This is a genomic window from Deltaproteobacteria bacterium (assembly GCA_016874775.1).
Taxonomy (GTDB): Bacteria; Desulfobacterota; Binatia; order Bin18; family Bin18; genus VGTJ01.
The window spans coordinates 1-17,598 of the sequence record VGTJ01000139.1; the positions used below are offsets into that span (position 1 = coordinate 1).

A 17,598-nucleotide genomic window follows, 5' to 3' on the forward strand; every position below is an offset into this window, starting at 1 on the left:
TCTCCAGCTTTTCCACCAGGGCACACGTGAGCGCAGGCATACCTCCTCCTCCTTTTTCCCGGACACCCGTGCTGCCCTCTCTATCCTAACCCCTTCTTTTTACAAGACTCTAAGCGCGTTCCCCGTGCTATAAAGCTCGACCTGACGCAACAATGAAATTGCCCAACGACTTTACGACATGTACGGGAATGTATCTCCTACGGTTGGTGAGACAAATGGCAACATCAGTACAGATAGTTCCGAACTCTATGGATGCCGCTCTGTGCGTTACGCTTTACCAGAGGCAATAGTTCGCAGAGCTTACTGTTGTTGTACCTGGAGATGCTTGCTCATGAAATACCCCGCACCGTTGGAGACCTGACCGCCCTATTTAAGCATGGTTTCCGTTGCCTACTCAAGCACTCAACTCGTCGATTCAACTTGCCGACGCGGAGATACTGTGCATCTTTGGGCAAAACTGCATGAACATGACCAACTACGAAAGGGGATCGGCGGATGTGGCGAAAGCTATACTTTCAAGACAATGAAGAATGAAAAATGCAAAATTCGAGGAACAAAAAAAGCTTCCTGCCGCTTTCTGCTTTTCCATTTTGCATTTTGCATTTTGCATTAATTTTCAGCCTATTTTCTCGACTTGTACTCGTGCATCATTGAAACACGCGCCACCACCGACATCATTGACATGCGATGGACAGAGGGCAGTTGAAGTAGAGCCATTGCGTGAGGATTTTTGCCACGCGCCTTTGGGCATGTGCACTACACCTGAGCGCACATCAGCATTGATTTTCGCCCGACAGTGTACCTCGCCAAGAGAATTAAACACCCGCACGGTATCACCAGTCGAGATTCCTCGTGCCGTAGCATCTTCGGGATGCAGCATCAGCCACAGTTCAGGATAATTGAACTCACCAAACGTGCTGGTGATCATCTTGTTGTTGCTCGGACTGATCAGTGCCAAGGGAAATCGTGTATCGTGTACAGTCTGATAGCGGAACGGAGTTTTGCCGAGCGCGGCTGGTGTCAGGTGAATTTTTCCGTCCGAGGTCCGTGGTGCAACAGTATCGAACTGCACCGGGCGCTCACCAGGAAAGTCGTAACGTTGAGCTTTTCCTGCTCGCCAGGCGGAAAGATTCGCGACTTGACGATCCAGTTTCAGTGTCGCTGCGACTTTCTGCATGGACGTTGCGGTATCCCAATAAAAGGGTTCGTGTTGCCAACCCATCGCGCGACCGAGCAGGGCGAACATTTCTTCGTTCGCTTTTGCCTCGCCCACTGGCGGAATCACTGGTTGCACTCCACTGACCACATAACTGCCGTACGCGCGTTTAATCTCATATTGCTCAAGGAACGTGACCGCCGGTAAAAGGATGTCGGCATATTTCGCGCTATCGGTCATCACTTGTTCGGAGACGACAGTAAATAAGTCCTCACGTGCGAGACCGCGCAGCACCGCATTTTGGTCAGGCACGGTGACCGCAGGATTGCAGTTGTAGACAAACAACCCTTTGATCGGTGGTTGAAGATCGCTGTTGAGGGCTTCGCCGAGTTGCGTTTGGTTGATGACCCGTGTTTGCCACGAAACTGGACCAAACACTTTGTTGGTGTCAAGTTGTGCAGCACCGCTGTTGCTCATCGTGTACCCACCACCACGCACGCCGAATTTGCCGAGCAGTGCTGGCATGGTCAAGATCGCAGCCAGGGCTTGGCCGCCATTGCGATTGCGTTCAGTACCCCAGCCAGTGCGGAGTAAGGCCGGTGTCGATTCGGCATACACTTGTGCCAAAGTGCGGATCACATCGGGCGAAACCCGCGCTTCTGCTGCTGCTCGTTCGACGGTCCATGCTTTTGCTTGCTGCAGCAGTAGCTCAAGGCCATCGGCATGTTGGCGAAGAAATTCAAGATCGAACCGTTCAGCCTCATGCCACAAACGAATCATTGCCAACGCAATCGGTAAGTCCGCTCCAGGATACACCGGTACGTGCAAATCGATCTCGTGATCAGAAAAGGTCTTGATTGGATTGACCACCGCGATGAAGGCACCGTTCTTTTTCGCTTGCCGTAGCAATGGCACCAGATGAATGTTTGACGCTTTGGGATTCGCGCCCCAAATGATGATGCACTTGGCAAGCGGATAATCCTCAAAGGCCACGCCTGGCATGCGACCGTACATGTCTTTTGTGACCGCAGTCGATGGCGCAGCACACAAGGTCTTGGCCATGCGCGACGCTCCCAGCGTGGCGAAATAGAAGTCGTCCACAAACTCACCACCTAACAAACCATTCGAGCCACCATAGTGATATGGCAGGATCGCTTCACTCCCCCACTGCTGACTGATGGCTTTGAAACGGTTGGTGATCTCAGCGATAGCGTCATCCCATGAGATGCGGGCAAACTTCCCTTCACCTTTTTTACCTGTGCGTCGCATCGGATAGAGTAATCGATCTTCGTGATACACACGCCGCGCAAAGTGCGAGACTTTGTCACAGATAAAGCCATTGGTCGTCGGATGATCGGTCGTGCCGCGAATGCGCGCAACCCTGCCGTCGGTGACCGTGACCTCCAGCCCGCAGGTATCCGGGCAATCCATCGTGCAAGTGGTGTGAATAGTTTGAGTGGGCATGACCTCTCTCTTTTTTATAAATCGGAGAATCGGAGAGGGGGAGAATCGGAGAAAAAGCAAAGCCAGGTTTTTCTCTCCGTTTCACCGATTCCCCGTTTCACCGATTCTTTTTTCGTATGAGCCTTTTCGCCCGTGCCGTCTTGTAGTTATCTCGCTGGCATATGTTCCTTGAACCACGCATTGGTCTGCTTCACAACTTGTGCAAACCCCTCGCCGCGATAGACATCTTCGTGGATCATATTTTCTAACACGACCAGTTTCTTTGGATGGCGCGCTTTGGCGTACATGCTCTGTGCTTCATACAACGGTACGAGTTTGTCTTTGTCGGTATGGATCCACAGAATCGCGCGTGGAGAGATGCGATCAGCCACTGTTTCAGGCTTGAACTCCATGATGTCAACCATGGACTCAAACGTCACTTCCGGTCGCCATTGCGGAAAGGCTTTCTGTGCTCTTTCGAGATCAGCGACGACATCAGGATCACGTGCCATCATACGTGCGGTTTGCATGTAGGTGACATTGCCGCTCGCGACAAACTCGGCCTTGGCTTTCTGCACCTTGGACATAAAGGCATCAAAGTTTGGACCCATGCGAAACTGCCGTTCGCAGTCGCCAGGACCAACGACAGCGACAGTGCACTTCGCGCGTTCATCAACGCCAGCCGTATAGACGACATTGGCACAGCCAAAGCTGGTGCCATAGAGACCGATACGATCGGGATTCACTTCTGGCAGACCCTGCATGTAAGTGATGGCATTGCGAATATCCGCCACTTGCGCCATCGGAATCAGGCGACAGCGAGGTTCGCCACCGCTCTCACCGAAATAGCGATAATCGAAGTTCAGCGTGACATAACCTTCTGCCTGCAGTCGTTTGGCATTCTCTGGCAGATACATTTCCTTCACACCCGTAAAACCATGACAGAAGATCACCGCACCACGTTTGTCGCCAGATTTGTAATCGTCTGGTAGTCCGAGAATGCCAACACACGGTGTGCCTTCGCTATAGAATGTGACTTTGCGGTCCATGGATTCCTCCTTTCTTAGCGCTCAGCTATCAGCTATCAGCAAAAGGGTCTGAGGCTCATGGCTAAGGGCTACAGGAAAAAGGACCAAGCCTTCAGCTTCTTTCCCGTTTCGCCCGTTCGCCCATTCCCCCATTCAGTGCTCGCCTACGCGCCGCGCAGACCGCCACTCTTGTCTTTTGGAGACAGGCTTGCAGTTGCGCTGGGCCGTGCAGCAACACGATCAAACCAAGCTGTGAGGTTCTTCAAGCTGGGATTGATGGTTTGGCCAACACCAGCACCAAAGTCGAGCGCAGAGAAGAGAATAATATCGGTCAGGGTGAAGCGGTTGCCGACAATGAACTGTTTCCCTTCCATAAGCTTATCGAGCCATGCAAGCTTTTCCTGCACGATCGCTTTGAGCCCTGGTGCGGCCTCGGGCAAACAGTGCATGCGATCTTGAAATATTTTGATCCCTTCGGCGTAACGAAAGCCGTTATACAAATGTTCAGTGATATTGAGTTCGATTCGTCTCTGCCACATGCGGGTTTCGGCCCGTTCTTCAGCCGTTGTGCCGACCAGAGCCGGTGTCGGGTTCTTCTCTTCGAGATACTCACAAATTGCGACTGTCTCAGCGAGGGTGGTGCTGTTGTCGAGTTCAAGCGCGGGCATCTGCCCACCGGGGTTTTTGTCGGTATAAGGCGGCTTACGGTTCTCGCCTGCCAGGAGATTGATCTCAGCAAATGGAATGGAAATCCCTTTTTCGGCCATGAACATGCGTACGCAGCGCGGATTGGGGCCAACTGAATTAATAAATTTCATAAGTTTTTCCTCCTCTTAGATAGCTGGTTCGCCCGCTGAACTTTTCCTATCTATCCGGCCTTCTGGGGTGGTGCAACCGCGGCAAATTCATACCGAAAAAATACAACTTTCATACAACTTGCTTACAACTTCGTTGGCGAACTGCGCTATAGGCATCCTAGTAGTCAGTCCTGTTGATTCTGCGGGGTGAACGTAGCGGCGTCATTCCCGCGAAAGCGGGAATCCAGGGAGGGTAAGTCATGGCCTAGTGTTCGGCAATTGATCGAGCGACAGATTGGGCAGCTTTCTCGCGAAGAGAAGCAAGTCGTTGAGGTTGCCAGTGTCGTTGGCTACGAGTTCTCGGCTGCGCCCATTGCTGCCGTCCTCGATCTGCCAGTGACGACTGTAGAAACATATTGTGATGACCTCGTACGACGTGGCCGAATGCTGTCCGCTCCCGCAGTTCCGGTGGTGTCAGAGGATCCCACCGTCGGCTACTACAGTTTTCGCCATGCGCTCTACCAGGCGGTGTTGTACGACAGTCTCATACCGGGACGACGGTTGCGCTTGCATAGCCGGATAGGAACCAGTGAAGAGCAGCGCTACGGGGAACGCGCACGTGAATATGCCGCGATCTTGGCCCATCATTTTGAGGAGGGACGAGACTATCCACGCGCAGTCGAGTACTTGCGCTTTGCTGCTCAGCAATCTCTGCAACGCTTTGCTGCCCGCGAAGCCGGGGTGTATTACCAGCGCGCGTTGACCCTTCTCGCGTATACTCCCGAGTCCACAGAGCGCAGCGAGAACGAAATGCGTTTGCAGCTTGCGCTGGGGCGGACGCTGATGGGAACTAAGGGCTATGCCGATCCTGCGGTGGAAATCGCGTTCTCTCGCGTACGGGAACTCAATCTGCGGATGGGAGTGAGTACACTGCAATTCGCTGCCCTTGCCGGACTGTGGGGATTCTACTTCATGCGTGCCAACCTGAAGATTGCTGAGGACCTGGCGCAGCAGCTTGTCCATCAGGCAATGCAAGACGATGAGGTGATGACGCGGACAGAAGCCTATTTTGCCGTTGGCAGTACCGCTCTGTATTCCGGTGAGGTGCAGAAAGCGAGACAAGCGTTCGAGACTGGCGCCGAGCTTTCGAGTGCACAACCGGAACAGGCGCTAGCTGCGCGGGTCGTGCAACACCCAGGCGCGGCAAGTGCGTCATATCTGGCATGGACTTTGTGGTTCCTCGGCTTTCCCGAACAGTCCCTACAATGCAACCAGGGTGCATTGCAGCGAGCGCAACACCTGGCGCATCCCTTTACGCAAGCGGTTGCCATTGATCTGGCCGTGACCCTGCATCAATGTCGTCATGAGCTTGAGTCGCTTCAAGCGCATGCCCTTGAGTTGGAACAGATTGCTATCAAGCATGAATATCCATTGTGGTTGATGACCAGTCGGATCGGACAAGGGTGGGTATTGGTGCAGCAGGGACAGCACGAAAAGGGATTGACGCAAATGCAGTATGGCATCGCCGCAATGCGTCAGGCTGGCGCTGCTGTCTCGCTCACCTACTATCTGACGATCCTGGCTGAAGCCCAAAGTCTTGCTGGGCAATGGCAAGAGGGATTGACCTCGCTTGCTGAAGCCATGCAGTTGGTTCAGCAACACGGGGAACACTTTTATGAGGCAGAGATTTATCGGGTGAAAGGTGAGCTCCTGCTAGCGCAGCAAAGCAAAAGGAAAAACTCAAAAGGTCGATGAGGCTAATGGCTGGAGGCTAGGGGCTGATTCCCCCTTCCCACAAGCCCCAAGCCTCCAGCCGCTAGTCCCAAATGGGGAAGAGGTGGTGGAGAGGCATTTTCTCCAAGCCCTCGATATTGCCCGACAGCAGCAGATGAAGATGTTGGAACTCCGAGCCGCTGTCAGCCTGGCAAAGCTCTGGTCTCACCAGAAAAAAAACGTGGAAGCCTACAAATTGTTATCTGAAGTCTACGGTTGGTTTAGCGAAGGCTTCGCGATCAAGGATTTGCAAGATGCGAAAGCGCTGCTCGACGTTCTGCGGGAAGGGTGAGGGCGTGACAGTCAGCGAGCTTTCTTCCTCTGCCTTCTTCACCCAGAGTGAGCTTCAGCTTCAGTCGTTTTGATGGGCAGACGACGTATTCCCAATGGCAGCATAAGCACGGCACTCAGGATCGTTGCTGGGATAAGAATTGTGAGCGCGAGGTGGTACGAGCCGGTCGCATCAAAAGTCTTCCCCATGAGGAGTGGGCCAAGCATGCCACCAAACGCGAACGCCCCATAGATCCACCCAAAAATTCTGCCGAATGAGGCTAGGCCAAAGTGCTGGGCAATGAGGTACGGCATCAGGTCGGTTTCTGCGCCAAAACCAAGTCCGATCATCGCTGCGAAGATGAGGGCCTGGGGTAGTTCATCGGCTCCGAACCCAGCAATTAACCCAATCACAACCCCAAGAAAAAGTCCGGCAGAGACGAGATGAGCCGGGAAACGGTCAACCAGATACCCGGCGATGATTCTTCCCAGAACCCCCATTGCTGAGAGGACCATGAGCGCGGTTGCCGCTTGTTGCGGTGAGAGTCCTTTATCTGTCAGTAGGGGCGCAAAGTGGGTGATGGCAGCGTGTGAGACCGCGCTGAGCAGCGCAAAGCTGACTGCCATACACCAAAACGACAGCGTTTTACGCGCTTCGGTGACGGTCATACTATGACCGGAAGCATGAGAATCGATGGTTGGCGATTTTTCTGTTCCTCCCTCGCCGAAAGGTTGTAATCCTTTCTGCTCGGGACGATCCATAAGAAGAAAGGCAGATATCGGTAGGGCAACGCACCAAATAATCACACCAAGTGTGACGTATGCCCAGCGCCAACCATAGGTGAGGATAATATGGGTGACCAGGGGCGGAGCATACATGCCGCCGAGAAACACGCCAGTGCCCATGAACCCGAGGGCAAGGCCACGTTGCTGGCTAAACCACCGCGAGATGATGGTCGCAAACGGAAGGGAAGTGAGACTTGCCCCCCCAAACGCTGTCAACAGATAGATACCGTAGAACTGCCACAGGGAGTTCGACAAAAACCAGAATGAGCAGAACCCTGCGCCAAAGATGACTGCGCCACTCATGATGACCACACGCGGGCCAAGGCGGTCGATGAGAATCCCAAGGAGCGGGGCGTAAAAAGCAATGATGAACGCGACCAGAGAGAAGCCGAACGAAATGTCACCGCGACTCCAGCCGAACGTCTCAGCTAATGGTTTGACGAAAATACTGAACGTTCCGGTGATGAGAATCGGCCCTGCTGCCATGGCCAGGCAACAGAACAAGGCCATCCACCAACCGTAGAATATGCTGGGCGACGGTGTTGTATTCATAAGCGCCCTCATTGTTGACGATCATCAGAATCCCAGCGCTTTTGCTGCCATGTTCAAAACGACTGGAACTGAATACGTCGTACGAGCTAAGCGTAAATCCTTACTTTTTCCTTCGGCAAATAATCCTGAGGCACTGAGCCAGAACGCGGTACTGCGCATCATGTAGAGGATTTCGTAGTAGCGGCAGGCGTCGAAGTCAATGGTGAGCTCCGTAAGCTGCTGATATGTGTCAATGAAAAAGTCGCGTTCGACAACACACGAGAGCAACGGTGACCCCTCGCGGTTCAGGTCAGAAAGGACATAGGCGACGTCGTACATTGGATCGCCTATCACCTGCAGTTCCCAATCAATGATGGCCGAAATAAGATCATCTTTGATCATGAGGTTACCGGTACGATAGGCGCCGTGGACAAATGCAAGGCGTTGTGTTTTTGGCGCATTGGCTTTGAGCCACATGAGCACTTCGGTCAGCACCGGCTCGGGCTTGCGCAACGACCGCTGAATAAGCGACTCCCACTTTGCGACTTCCCGCAGGGCGAAGTCGTTGCCTGGTCCCGGGACGCCGATAAAGTCGAGGCCTGCGGCGCGCCAATCGAGATTGTGCAAGGAAGCCAGTGCTTCGATGAAACTCCGTGGCAGCTTCCCGCGTTTTGCAGCCTCAGCGTAATACTGTTTGCCGACTTTCGACCACGGATTAGTCGCTTCGCCTGGGACTTTTTCCATAATGAAGAACGGGCCACCGAGCAGAGACGGGTCTTCTTCAAACCAATAGACCTTTGGCGTTGGTGCGGGTGTCGGTTCAAGCGCTTGCAGGACGCGATACTGTTCCTTCAAGTCAGACAGCGTGCGCAACAGACCAGAGCCTGGATCCTTACGCAGGCAGAAGCCTTGGGTCTTTTCTTGCCCATTTTCTTTCCACTGGGCATCGAAGACGTAGATCTCATGTGACCAGCCGACAGCAGTTTGCACAAACTGTGACAGTGATAGATTTTTGGCGCTTGGCACCTTTTTATAGAGATAGGAAACGATTTTGTCTTGGGTTGATTCAGCCATAGCGTTATCCGCGTTTCGTGGTGCGTAAAACGTGGTGTGGAATCGCCTCTCTTTATCTCACGCAACACGCAATACGTTTCATTCTGTAGTGCCCGCTATTTTCAACTCCTGATCCAACAACTGTCGCAACGCTGCGCGCACTTTTTGATTGGCAGTTGCAAAAGCCTCTGGTCCAAGCCGCTCTTTTTCGTTGTACAGCCATTCGATCAGTCGGCATAAGCGCGCTTCGTAATCAGTTTCACTGGCTGATGATGGAGTTTTGTCGGCAAGGAAAGCAGAGAGGTCATGGAACAGCCTGTTTAGTGTCTGTTGTTTTTCTTGGTCAATATCGCGGCGTTCTTCGACTTGGCGTGAAACAAATTCAAGGATCACCGCAGCCATGTACGCCTGAGATTTTGGATACGGATCGGCAATGGCTGGTGCAACAACGTTGCGCAGCGAAGCAATAACTTCTTTGAATAAGTGATGTGCGGTCAACATGGGAAGATGTCATACGGGAAAGAGCACAGCGTTGTCAAATACGGACAATCTTTACTTTTTCCTTTGACAGGACAAAGCAAGAAGGGGTATAAGTCATCGCGTTCTTCGTCAGGAGGACTGGAGGGAAACTATGAGCATAAAGGGAAAAGCCGCAATCGCTGGGATCGCTGAGTTACGTCCACAGCGTGACGCTGAAGGGCGCACCCCTCTCGGCATGATGGCACAGGTGGCGAGAGAAGCTATCGCAGATGCAGGACTAGAGAAAAAAGATATCGATGGATTGCTTACTGGCTGGGCCATTGGTGAGTACAGCATCTTGTGGCCGTCGGTTATTGCTGAGTACCTCCGCCTGCAGCCGAGGTATTTTAATCAAGTTGAGCTGGGGGGAGCTTCTGCTGCGGGCATGGCGTGGCGTGCGGCTGCAGCAATTGATGCAGGCATGTGCTCGACCGTCCTGTGTGTTGTGGCTGACACGCGAGGGGTGACGACACCTGGTCGTAAAATGCCGCCGTTTCCACCTAATGATGCAGAGTTTGATGCTCCCTATGGGCTCATCGCTGCCAATCCAGGGTATGCGTTGATTGCGCGACGACACATGGCGGAGTTTGGTACGACCCCACAACAGATGGCCAAAGTGGCGGTCGATCAGCGCAAGAACGCATGCAAGAACCCGCTGGCAATGTTTGGCAGTAAAGAAATTACCGTTGATGACGTATTGAATTCGCGCATGATTGTCGATCCGTTGCATTTACTGGAGATCGTGAGTCCCTGCGCGGGTGGCGCCGCGTTCATCGTAACATCTGCAGACCGCGCCAAACATGGTCCTCAGCGCCCTGTGTATTTGCTTGGGGCAGGAGAAGCGGGTGGTCACTGCAGTATCACCAACGCAAAGAGCTTGACGACCTCGCTGGTGAAACCCGCAGCCGAGTCCGCGTTTAAAATGGCGGGCCTGGCGCCCAAAGACATGCACTTTGTCCAACCGTACGATTGCTACACCATCACTGTGATTGTAACCCTTGAAGACGCTGGCTTCTGTAAGAAAGGCGAGGGCGGGCGTTTCGTTGAAGAGCACGACCTGTCATATAAAGGCGACCTTCCTTGTAACACACACGGTGGGCAACTGTCGTTCGGGCAGCCTGGTCTCGCTGGCGGCATGAGTCACGTCATTGAGGGAGTGCGCCAACTGATGGGACGTGGTGGCGAGCGGCAGGTCAAGAATGCCACTATCGGTTATGTGAACGGGAATGGTGGCATCATGAGTGAACAGTGCAGTTTAGTGTTGGGAGTGCAGTAGAAGCCTTCAGCTATTAGCTATCGGCTTTCAGCCAGAGCGCTTCGCCTCTTCCGTGTGGCTGACCGCTGAAAGCTGACCGCCTTTCAGGAGGAGATATGGCTCAGTATAAAAAACCGCTGCCGCAACCGACTCCGGTGTCTAAACCGTTTTGGGATGCGGCCAAGCGACATGAATTACAAATCCAACATTGCAACAAATGCAACACTCATGTGTTCTATCCACGGGAAGTATGTCCAGAATGTTTAGCGCCGGATTTGCAATGGGTGAAAGTGTCTGGGAAAGGGACGCTCTATTCGTATACGATTGCTCAGGCTCCCACACATCACTCATTTGCCGAAGAGGTGCCGTATGTGATTGCGATCGTTGAGCTGGCGGAGGGGCCTCATCTGACGACGAACATCACAGGTTGTTCTCCTGAAACACTGAAGGTCGGGATGCCTGTGGTGGCTGCTTTTGAGGATGTGACGCCGGAGAGGACACTCGTGAAATTTCGTCCAGCGTGATGGGGAGAAAGCTGAGAGGCAAAGGTCCTAGAGAAACTGCAGGAAAAGGACCGCCCCTTGCTTGTACTGACGACTGTGCAGAGAGATAATAGGCACTACCTCTCTGCATGTTGCCCGTAAGCGTGAGTAAGGAGATATCGATATGAAAACTCGTACGCCGGTTCATTGGCTGTTCGTGGCTGCCTTACTCTTTGTTGGCGTTCCACCGCTTACGGTGCAAGGTGCTCAACCAGAGGTGATGCCTTCGACAGAGGGAAGTGAAGAAATTCCACCAGGCCAACGGATTGGTGCTCCACAGGTCCTTGAGATCTCTCCTCAACCTGTAGAACCTGACCCGGTCGCGAATAACCCACTACCAGAGACTACTGCTCCAGTGTCGCCTGCTCGCAGTGCGGAATCCAGAGATCCACCAACTAATGAACAAGCAGGGCGAAAGATTGATCCGTTTCCACAGGCAGGGGCAAATTCCCCTTCTGGAGCCAATGGACCAAGAGCGACGGGACAGCGGAACTATCTTGGCGTGCTCTATGCGACCGCAGAAGAAGGTCCGGTTGGGGTGAAGGTGCTTGATGTTGTGCCAGGAAGTCCGGCAGAACGTGCAGGGTTTTCCGGTGCTAATCGTCCGACTGAAGGGCGAAGTAATCTCATCAAAGCGGCTATCGTTGTGCTAGCGATGTCTCCCGCAGGGCCTTTTGCTATTCCCCTGGCGATCGTCCACGATATGTATATGACCAAGCAAACTCCCGGAGACCTGATTGTAGCAGTGAATGACCAGGCGGTGCGCAATGCGCAAGAGTTCAGCGACATGATGCGCCGCTACAAGCCGCAAGAGACCGTCTCCTTCTCGATCCTTCGTTCAGGCAAAGCGATGAAGCTTTCCGTGAAGCTCGAAGAAGAACCGGCGTGAGGCCAAGTAAAAATGGAGAATGAAAAATGAAGAATTGTAGAAGTCAAGAATAAACAGCTGGCTTCTTATTTTTGAATTTTTCATTTTGAATTTTTCATTGTTTCTGCCTGTGCTTTAAACGCCTTCACCGTGTTCTGCATGAGCATGGACACGGTGACCGGGCCGACTCCTCCAGGGACCGGGGTAATAAAAGAGGCCCGCTCTTTTGCCGGTTCAAACTCGACGTCACCCACGATGCGTGAGCCGACCTGATTGATGCCGACATCGATCACGACTGCCTCAGGGCGAATCCATTCTCCCTTAATGACCTCAGGCGATCCTACAGCCACAACCAAGATCTCGGCTCGACGTACATGATCCGCCAACAGCCCCCGCCGTGCTGTGGCAATATGGCTAATGGTAACTGTCGCCAGGCGGTCGAGTAGCATCAGGCTCAGAGGTTTGCCGACGAGTTCACTGTGGCCAACGATCACCGCTTCCTTGCCTTCGACCTGGACCTGCGTAGCCTCGATCAACCGTATGGCAGCAAGTGCGGTACAAGATCCCACCCGCATTTCGCCAATGAGTGCTGCCCCGACATTTTCTGGGTGGGTCCCGTCAACATCTTTGAGCGGATCGATTGCGTTTACTAAGACCGACCGCCGAAGATGGAGGGGGAGTGGCAATTGGAGGATGATACCGGAGACCTCAGGGTCCCGGTTGAGTTGGTCTAAGCGTCGAAGCACTTCCCGCTCATCGGCAGTATCTGGGAGATGGTACCAACGGTACTCTATCCCTAGTTGCCGTGCCGCTCGATTTTGTGAGCGGATGTAGACCTCAATTGCCGGGTGAGAGCCTACGTACACACTGACCAGGACCGGTCGTCGACCAGTCTGAGTAATGAGCTGGGGAATTTCTTGCTTGAGTTCCTCATAGACGCTTTCGACGATGATTTTTCCTTCAACAATTTGGGCAGTCATTATGCCTACCCTACCATCGTGCTGAATTACAAAACAAGGAGTGCAACAGGGGCAAAGTGGGCATATCAGATGACATGAATCTCTGTCCAATGTCATATTTGACTGTCAGAAATGGCAAAGAATTGACACTTCTGACGCCTTTCTTTGTCACCTGAAAGGTAGAAAGCGCCTAGAAATAGCAAAATCCGTTGGCGCAAAACTTGCTGAACCATATGAGCGAAGGGGAAAACGAGTAAGGAGCCCATATGGAACTACACGACGATTCTCAAGATATTATCACGCTAGCTGATCTTATCCCGGTCCAACTGAGTGATCCGATTGCGGCCCGATTACGGATGAGCGGAGAATTCCGCTTGTTGTGGGCAGTACTCGAGGACGCGATCGATTGCTATCTTCGTTACGTTGACCATCCGTCTTCAGCTATGCGTGAACTCTTTCAAGAAGCGAAAGAGTGGATCGAAACCAAAGAAGGCGAAGATCTCTGTAGTTTTACTGGCATTTGTGATGCCTTCCAGATTGATCCTGCCTACCTGCGCCGCGGTCTCAAGCGACGGTTACAGGAGATTCGTGAACAGCATGCGATGTTCCCGCTCAAGCGGGCGGCGTAATCCTCACTGTACGGAAAATGAAGACGTTTTTTGAGCATTTCCTCGATGAAGTCTTGCGCAAGCAAGAAGCAGGAGAAATCGAGGAAGCTACTGCGCAGCGATGGATCGCCGAAATGAAGCACCAGCTTCAGGAGTACGCGCAGTCCGTTCCTAGTGCTCCGATTGTCGAGATTCCTGTTCTGCACTAACGGACTACCAGTGAGTGTTCCTGATGTGGGAGACGTATGGAATAGTCCTCACACTTAGATACTTGAACTGCTACCTGACCTTCTACTGCAACCTTCTTCTTTCTGCCGCTTCTTGCTATTACTTTTGGCCTCTCTTTTTACTCTGATTCTGCTTCTTCCGAGAGGCTGTTCCTCCGTCTCCCTTCCTCCACTGGTTGTGCCGGACACCACCGCCTTCGACGGCAGTCCGGCACAGTTGAAGCCTGTGACATCCTCAGATACTGTAAAACACTAGTTTTACTATGGAGGAGTTCACGCGCATGGAACGAATGCCGACTCGGGCGGTGCGAATTGGAAAAGTACAAGTGGGTGGTGGCGCTCAGATCGTCGTCCAGAGCATGTGTGCCACGAAAACCACTGCCATTGATGCCACGGTAGCGCAAGTTCACCAACTCGAAAAAGCACGAGCTGGCATTGTCCGTATTGCGGTTGATAACCCAAAAGAAGCTGCGGCACTGAAAGAGATTCGTGCGCAGACTACCGCTACCCTCTCTGTCGACTTGCAAGAAAACTACAAAATGGCAGAGTTGGTCGCGCCTTACGTTGATAAGGTTCGCTACAACCCTGGTCATTTACATCACATCGAAAAGGGCAAGACCATCCCGCAAAAGGTCGCCTGGCTGGTGGATATCGCTCGTGAACATGACATTGCCATTCGGATTGGCGTAAACTGTGGCTCGGTTGCGCCTGCATTCCTCGAAAAATACCCTGGCGACCAGATGGAAGCGTTGATTCAATCCACCCTCTACCACTGCCAGTTGATGGAAGAGCTTGGGTTTGACCGCTTCGTAGTGTCGATGAAGGATTCTGACCCAGCCAAAGTTGTCGAGGCCAACACGCGCTTTGCCAAAGCCCGCCCCGATGTACCTATCCATCTGGGAGTCACAGAAGCAGGCTTACCGCCCGACGGGATCATGAAAAGCCGCATCGCCTTTGAGAAGTTGTTGGCAAGCGGGATCGGGGACACCTTACGAGTCTCCCTGACACTCCCTAATGATCGTAAGCATGAAGAAGTCACCGCAGGTTTGCAGATCATTGAAGATGTGAAGCAGGGTCGATTCGTATCGGTTCCTGACTTCGGTAAAGGGATGAACATTATTTCATGCCCAAGCTGTTCGCGGGTCGAGAACGAGAAATTTGTCGAACTTGCACAACAAGTCAAAGCCATGACTGCATATGCCAAGGAGCATCACATCACCATTGCGGTTATGGGCTGTCGGGTGAACGGCCCCGGTGAAACTGACGATGCTGACCTCGGTCTTTGGTGTGGACCAACGACCGTGAACCTGAAGAAGAAAAGTGTCAAACTCGGGAACTTCGGGTACGATGTTGTCTTGGGTCGGTTAAAGATCGAACTTGATAAGCTGATTGCTGAGCAGGTGTGATGGATAAGCGTTCAGCTCTCAGTTCTCAGCCAGCAGAAAAAGTCTTCAGCGGTCAGTACGCAGCTCGTCAGGAAGTCATGCGATTTGCCTTTTTTGGCTGACCGCTGATAGCTGATGGCTGAACGCTCCCCTTCTCATGACCAAACGCGACCAAGACAAAACAACCACCCTGGCCAACGCCATCCGCGAGCTTGTCCATGACGGAGATCGTGTGGCTATGGGACTCTGTTTGGAATCCCTCATTCCTTTTGCCGCTGGCCATGAACTGATTCGCCAGAACAAAAAAGATCTCTCACTGATTGGTCCGATCTCCGATATTCTCTTCGACGAACTGATCGGTGCTGGGTGTGTAAAAGCAGTAATCTCCGCCTGGGTTGGCAACGTTGGCGCGGGCATGGGTTATAACTTTCGCGGTGCGATAGAGAAAGGAATTCCTCAACCACTGCTGCTTCAGGAGCACTCCAACTTTACCATCACGCTGGCGTTGAAAGCCGCCGCACTGGGAGTGACGTTTCTACCGACGAAAACCGGCGCTGGCGGAGACATCATCAAGAATCAGGAGGCTTTCCGGTCTGTGACATGTCCGTTTACTAGCGAGCAACTCACTGCAGTAAAAGCGGTTGTTCCAGATGTCACGATTCTGCACGTGCAACGCGCCGATACGTTTGGCAACGCTCATATGTGGGGGAATCTGGGTGTTACGGTCGAAGCGGCATACGCAGCAGACCGCGTAATTCTGACATGCGAAGAGATTGTTGATCGCGAGATTATTGCTGCCGATCCCAACCGTACACTCGTTCCCGGTATCCTCGTTGATGCAGTGGTGCATGAACCACTTGGAGCACATCCCTCACCAGTGCAAGGATTCTGGAAGCGCGACGATGAATACTTCCTCCGTTATCACGAGCACTCACGCAGTCGAGATGGATTTCTTGCCTGGTTAAAAGAATGGGTCACTGATCTTCCGAGTCGAGAAGCGTATCGTACGAAGCTAGGGGAACAAATGGTGAATGACTTGCGAATTACGGAAAAGCGCTTGCCGATTGATGAGGTAAATTACGGTTCCACGTAACACGCAATACGCAATACGTATAACGAACCATACAGTAGAGGTTGCTAGTGTCCGCAACGTTTACCACCCGCGAAATCATGATTGCCGCGGCTGCCCGTGAAATACGGGACGGCGAAGTCGTATTCGTTGGTATGCGCTTGCCGCTGGTGGCCTTCGCTGTTGCCAAAGAACTACACGCGCCGACTACGATTGGGATATTTGAAAACGGTGTGATTCGTGATCGCCGACCACTCAGTCCGATTGTGACAATGGGTGATCCGCCGAACATCGCTGCGGCTATTGCGTGTAGTGGTCTTATTGATGTCATGGCACTTCTCCAACGAGGCCGCATTGATCTCGGTTTTATCGGTGGTGCAGAGATTGATCGCTATGGCAATTTGAACACCAACTGGACACCCGAGCTTCGTTTACCTGGCAGTGGAGGCGCAGCAGATATTGCCTCGTTCGCTCGTCGTACTGTGATTATCATGACTCACGAACCGCGACGGTTTCGTGACCGTGTTCAGTATCTCACTTCTGCTGGGCACGGCACAGGTAAAGGGTGGCGACAGTCGGTAGGTTTATCTGGTGGCGGGCCAAGCAAGGTCGTAACCTCACTGGGGATATTTAGCTTTGACAACTCTGGCGAAATGATACTGGCATCGTTACACCCAGGAACCACGAAAGAGGGAGTCCAAGCGGCGACTGGTTGGCCATTACGATCTGCACCGACAGTGACAGAAACCCAACCGCCAACTGTAGACGAACTCACTCTCATTCGGCAGTTTGATACGTTGGGGTAGCAGGTCACCAATCCGTTGACGCTGACTTCTCGTCTATGGTAGCACGTAGGGCAAATACTGCATAGTGAGTGACACTTCACCTGTAGACGGAGGCAGTTTGTGATTCTCGATCGACTGAACAGCACCTGGGGCAGGCATCTTATTGCGTTCCTAATGGTCTTCTCTGTCCTCTTGTCACTGAGTGGCAGGGCCGATGCTGCTCTGACAGCCACGCTCGAAGGACCGGAAAATGGGCAAACGGTCGCTGGTGTTGCTGTCATCCGAGGCTGGGCGTTTTCCGATACAGCGGGCGTGAAAATCAGCAAGGTTGACTTACTGATTGATGGCAATGCGATTACTTCTATTCTCTGTTGTAGTGCGCGTGGGGATGTTGCGGCTAGCAATCCCCACGCTCCAATAGATCAGGACTTACGCTTTGGACCTTAACAAGCCGTGACATGAGGGTTTTGTAGTTCAGCGCGAAGGTAATGACTAAACAAACTCTCCCGCACGGCATACAGGGTCTGGCCCAGTTCTTGAGCTT

Annotated in this window: 17 protein-coding genes; 10 read left to right on the forward strand and 7 right to left on the reverse strand. The window is 52.8% G+C overall.

The genetic code is table 11. The features are described 5' to 3' along the window. Positions 1-616 precede the first annotated feature (616 nt). The 3 genes from FJ147_20600 to FJ147_20610 form a co-directional block, all read right to left on the reverse strand. Positions 617-2,620, reverse strand: coding sequence for a hypothetical protein (locus FJ147_20600; GenBank protein MBM4258282.1), 2,004 nt, complete (start codon positions 2,618-2,620; stop codon positions 617-619). Between the two features lie 146 nt (positions 2,621-2,766). Further along, positions 2,767-3,648: an alpha/beta hydrolase gene (locus FJ147_20605; GenBank protein MBM4258283.1), complete on the reverse strand. Its 882-nt coding sequence runs from the start codon at positions 3,646-3,648 to the stop codon at positions 2,767-2,769. A 143-nt stretch (positions 3,649-3,791) separates the two neighbouring features. After that, positions 3,792-4,445: a glutathione S-transferase family protein gene (locus FJ147_20610; protein ID MBM4258284.1), complete on the reverse strand. Its 654-nt coding sequence runs from the start codon at positions 4,443-4,445 to the stop codon at positions 3,792-3,794. Positions 4,446-4,703: 258 nt separating this feature from the next. Between FJ147_20610 and FJ147_20615 the strand changes: the two genes are divergently transcribed. Both FJ147_20615 and FJ147_20620 read left to right on the forward strand, forming a co-directional pair. Beyond that, positions 4,704-6,179, forward strand: a complete 1,476-nt coding sequence (locus FJ147_20615; GenBank protein MBM4258285.1) for a hypothetical protein — start codon at positions 4,704-4,706, stop codon at positions 6,177-6,179. 85 nt (positions 6,180-6,264) lie between these two features. Continuing rightward, the gene (locus FJ147_20620) at positions 6,265-6,489 is read left to right on the forward strand and encodes a hypothetical protein (GenBank protein MBM4258286.1); all 225 of its coding nucleotides are present in this window, start codon (positions 6,265-6,267) and stop codon (positions 6,487-6,489) included. A 38-nt stretch (positions 6,490-6,527) separates the two neighbouring features. Here the strand turns inward: FJ147_20620 and FJ147_20625 are convergent, their stop codons facing one another. The 3 genes from FJ147_20625 to FJ147_20635 all read right to left on the reverse strand — a co-directional run bounded on the left by FJ147_20625 (position 6,528) and on the right by FJ147_20635 (position 9,338). Then, entirely contained in the window at positions 6,528-7,817 is a 1,290-nt protein-coding gene (locus FJ147_20625; protein MBM4258287.1) for an MFS transporter, read from the reverse strand. 12 nt (positions 7,818-7,829) lie between these two features. Further along, positions 7,830-8,858 (reverse strand): phosphotransferase family protein, encoded by a 1,029-nt coding sequence (locus tag FJ147_20630; protein ID MBM4258288.1) that lies wholly within the window; start codon positions 8,856-8,858, stop codon positions 7,830-7,832. 78 nt (positions 8,859-8,936) lie between these two features. Beyond that, positions 8,937-9,338: a hypothetical protein gene (locus FJ147_20635; GenBank protein ID MBM4258289.1), complete on the reverse strand. Its 402-nt coding sequence runs from the start codon at positions 9,336-9,338 to the stop codon at positions 8,937-8,939. A 130-nt stretch (positions 9,339-9,468) separates the two neighbouring features. On the opposite strand from FJ147_20635, the gene FJ147_20640 reads away from it, so the two are divergent. The 3 genes from FJ147_20640 (at position 9,469) to FJ147_20650 (ending at position 12,042) form a co-directional block, all read left to right on the forward strand. Next, the gene (locus FJ147_20640) at positions 9,469-10,632 is read left to right on the forward strand and encodes a thiolase family protein (GenBank protein ID MBM4258290.1); all 1,164 of its coding nucleotides are present in this window, start codon (positions 9,469-9,471) and stop codon (positions 10,630-10,632) included. A gap of 95 nt (positions 10,633-10,727) precedes the next feature. Beyond that, positions 10,728-11,135: a Zn-ribbon domain-containing OB-fold protein gene (locus tag FJ147_20645; protein ID MBM4258291.1), complete on the forward strand. Its 408-nt coding sequence runs from the start codon at positions 10,728-10,730 to the stop codon at positions 11,133-11,135. Positions 11,136-11,277: 142 nt separating this feature from the next. After that, positions 11,278-12,042, forward strand: coding sequence for a PDZ domain-containing protein (locus FJ147_20650; GenBank protein MBM4258292.1), 765 nt, complete (start codon positions 11,278-11,280; stop codon positions 12,040-12,042). Positions 12,043-12,122: 80 nt separating this feature from the next. On the opposite strand, the gene FJ147_20655 is transcribed toward FJ147_20650, so the two are convergent. Next, on the reverse strand, positions 12,123-13,097 hold the full coding sequence (locus FJ147_20655) for a bifunctional 5,10-methylenetetrahydrofolate dehydrogenase/5,10-methenyltetrahydrofolate cyclohydrolase (protein MBM4258293.1): 975 nt from the start codon (positions 13,095-13,097) through the stop codon (positions 12,123-12,125). A gap of 149 nt (positions 13,098-13,246) precedes the next feature. Here FJ147_20655 and FJ147_20660 point away from each other — a divergent pair, with 149 nt between their 5' ends. The 5 genes from FJ147_20660 (at position 13,247) to FJ147_20680 (ending at position 17,501) form a co-directional block, all read left to right on the forward strand. Continuing rightward, a complete protein-coding gene (locus FJ147_20660; GenBank protein ID MBM4258294.1) occupies positions 13,247-13,609 on the forward strand; it encodes a hypothetical protein in 363 nt (120 codons plus the stop codon). A 469-nt stretch (positions 13,610-14,078) separates the two neighbouring features. Beyond that, on the forward strand, positions 14,079-15,221 hold the full coding sequence (ispG, locus tag FJ147_20665) for a (E)-4-hydroxy-3-methylbut-2-enyl-diphosphate synthase (GenBank protein MBM4258295.1): 1,143 nt from the start codon (positions 14,079-14,081) through the stop codon (positions 15,219-15,221). Positions 15,222-15,357: 136 nt separating this feature from the next. Next, positions 15,358-16,293: a CoA transferase subunit A gene (locus FJ147_20670; GenBank protein ID MBM4258296.1), complete on the forward strand. Its 936-nt coding sequence runs from the start codon at positions 15,358-15,360 to the stop codon at positions 16,291-16,293. Between the two features lie 77 nt (positions 16,294-16,370). Next, positions 16,371-17,075 (forward strand): CoA-transferase, encoded by a 705-nt coding sequence (locus FJ147_20675; GenBank protein ID MBM4258297.1) that lies wholly within the window; start codon positions 16,371-16,373, stop codon positions 17,073-17,075. A 99-nt stretch (positions 17,076-17,174) separates the two neighbouring features. Continuing rightward, positions 17,175-17,501: a hypothetical protein gene (locus FJ147_20680; GenBank protein ID MBM4258298.1), complete on the forward strand. Its 327-nt coding sequence runs from the start codon at positions 17,175-17,177 to the stop codon at positions 17,499-17,501. Positions 17,502-17,598: the final 97 nt, after the last annotated feature.

What these genes read in the sequence shown, in the direction of transcription:
- FJ147_20600 (MBM4258282.1), bottom strand. Translation starts at nt 2,620, where the DNA reads ATGCCCACTCAAACTATTCACACCACTTGCACGATGGATTGCCCGGAT.
- FJ147_20605 (MBM4258283.1), bottom strand. Translation starts at nt 3,648, where the DNA reads ATGGACCGCAAAGTCACATTCTATAGCGAAGGCACACCGTGTGTTGGC.
- FJ147_20610 (MBM4258284.1), bottom strand. Translation starts at nt 4,445, where the DNA reads ATGAAATTTATTAATTCAGTTGGCCCCAATCCGCGCTGCGTACGCATG.
- FJ147_20625 (MBM4258287.1), bottom strand. Translation starts at nt 7,817, where the DNA reads ATGAGGGCGCTTATGAATACAACACCGTCGCCCAGCATATTCTACGGT.
- FJ147_20630 (MBM4258288.1), bottom strand. Translation starts at nt 8,858, where the DNA reads ATGGCTGAATCAACCCAAGACAAAATCGTTTCCTATCTCTATAAAAAG.
- FJ147_20635 (MBM4258289.1), bottom strand. Translation starts at nt 9,338, where the DNA reads ATGTTGACCGCACATCACTTATTCAAAGAAGTTATTGCTTCGCTGCGC.
- FJ147_20640 (MBM4258290.1), top strand. Translation starts at nt 9,469, where the DNA reads ATGAGCATAAAGGGAAAAGCCGCAATCGCTGGGATCGCTGAGTTACGT.
- FJ147_20645 (MBM4258291.1), top strand. Translation starts at nt 10,728, where the DNA reads ATGGCTCAGTATAAAAAACCGCTGCCGCAACCGACTCCGGTGTCTAAA.
- FJ147_20650 (MBM4258292.1), top strand. Translation starts at nt 11,278, where the DNA reads ATGAAAACTCGTACGCCGGTTCATTGGCTGTTCGTGGCTGCCTTACTC.
- FJ147_20655 (MBM4258293.1), bottom strand. Translation starts at nt 13,097, where the DNA reads ATGACATTGGACAGAGATTCATGTCATCTGATATGCCCACTTTGCCCC.
- FJ147_20660 (MBM4258294.1), top strand. Translation starts at nt 13,247, where the DNA reads ATGGAACTACACGACGATTCTCAAGATATTATCACGCTAGCTGATCTT.
- ispG (MBM4258295.1), top strand. Translation starts at nt 14,079, where the DNA reads ATGGAGGAGTTCACGCGCATGGAACGAATGCCGACTCGGGCGGTGCGA.
- FJ147_20670 (MBM4258296.1), top strand. Translation starts at nt 15,358, where the DNA reads ATGACCAAACGCGACCAAGACAAAACAACCACCCTGGCCAACGCCATC.
- FJ147_20675 (MBM4258297.1), top strand. Translation starts at nt 16,371, where the DNA reads ATGATTGCCGCGGCTGCCCGTGAAATACGGGACGGCGAAGTCGTATTC.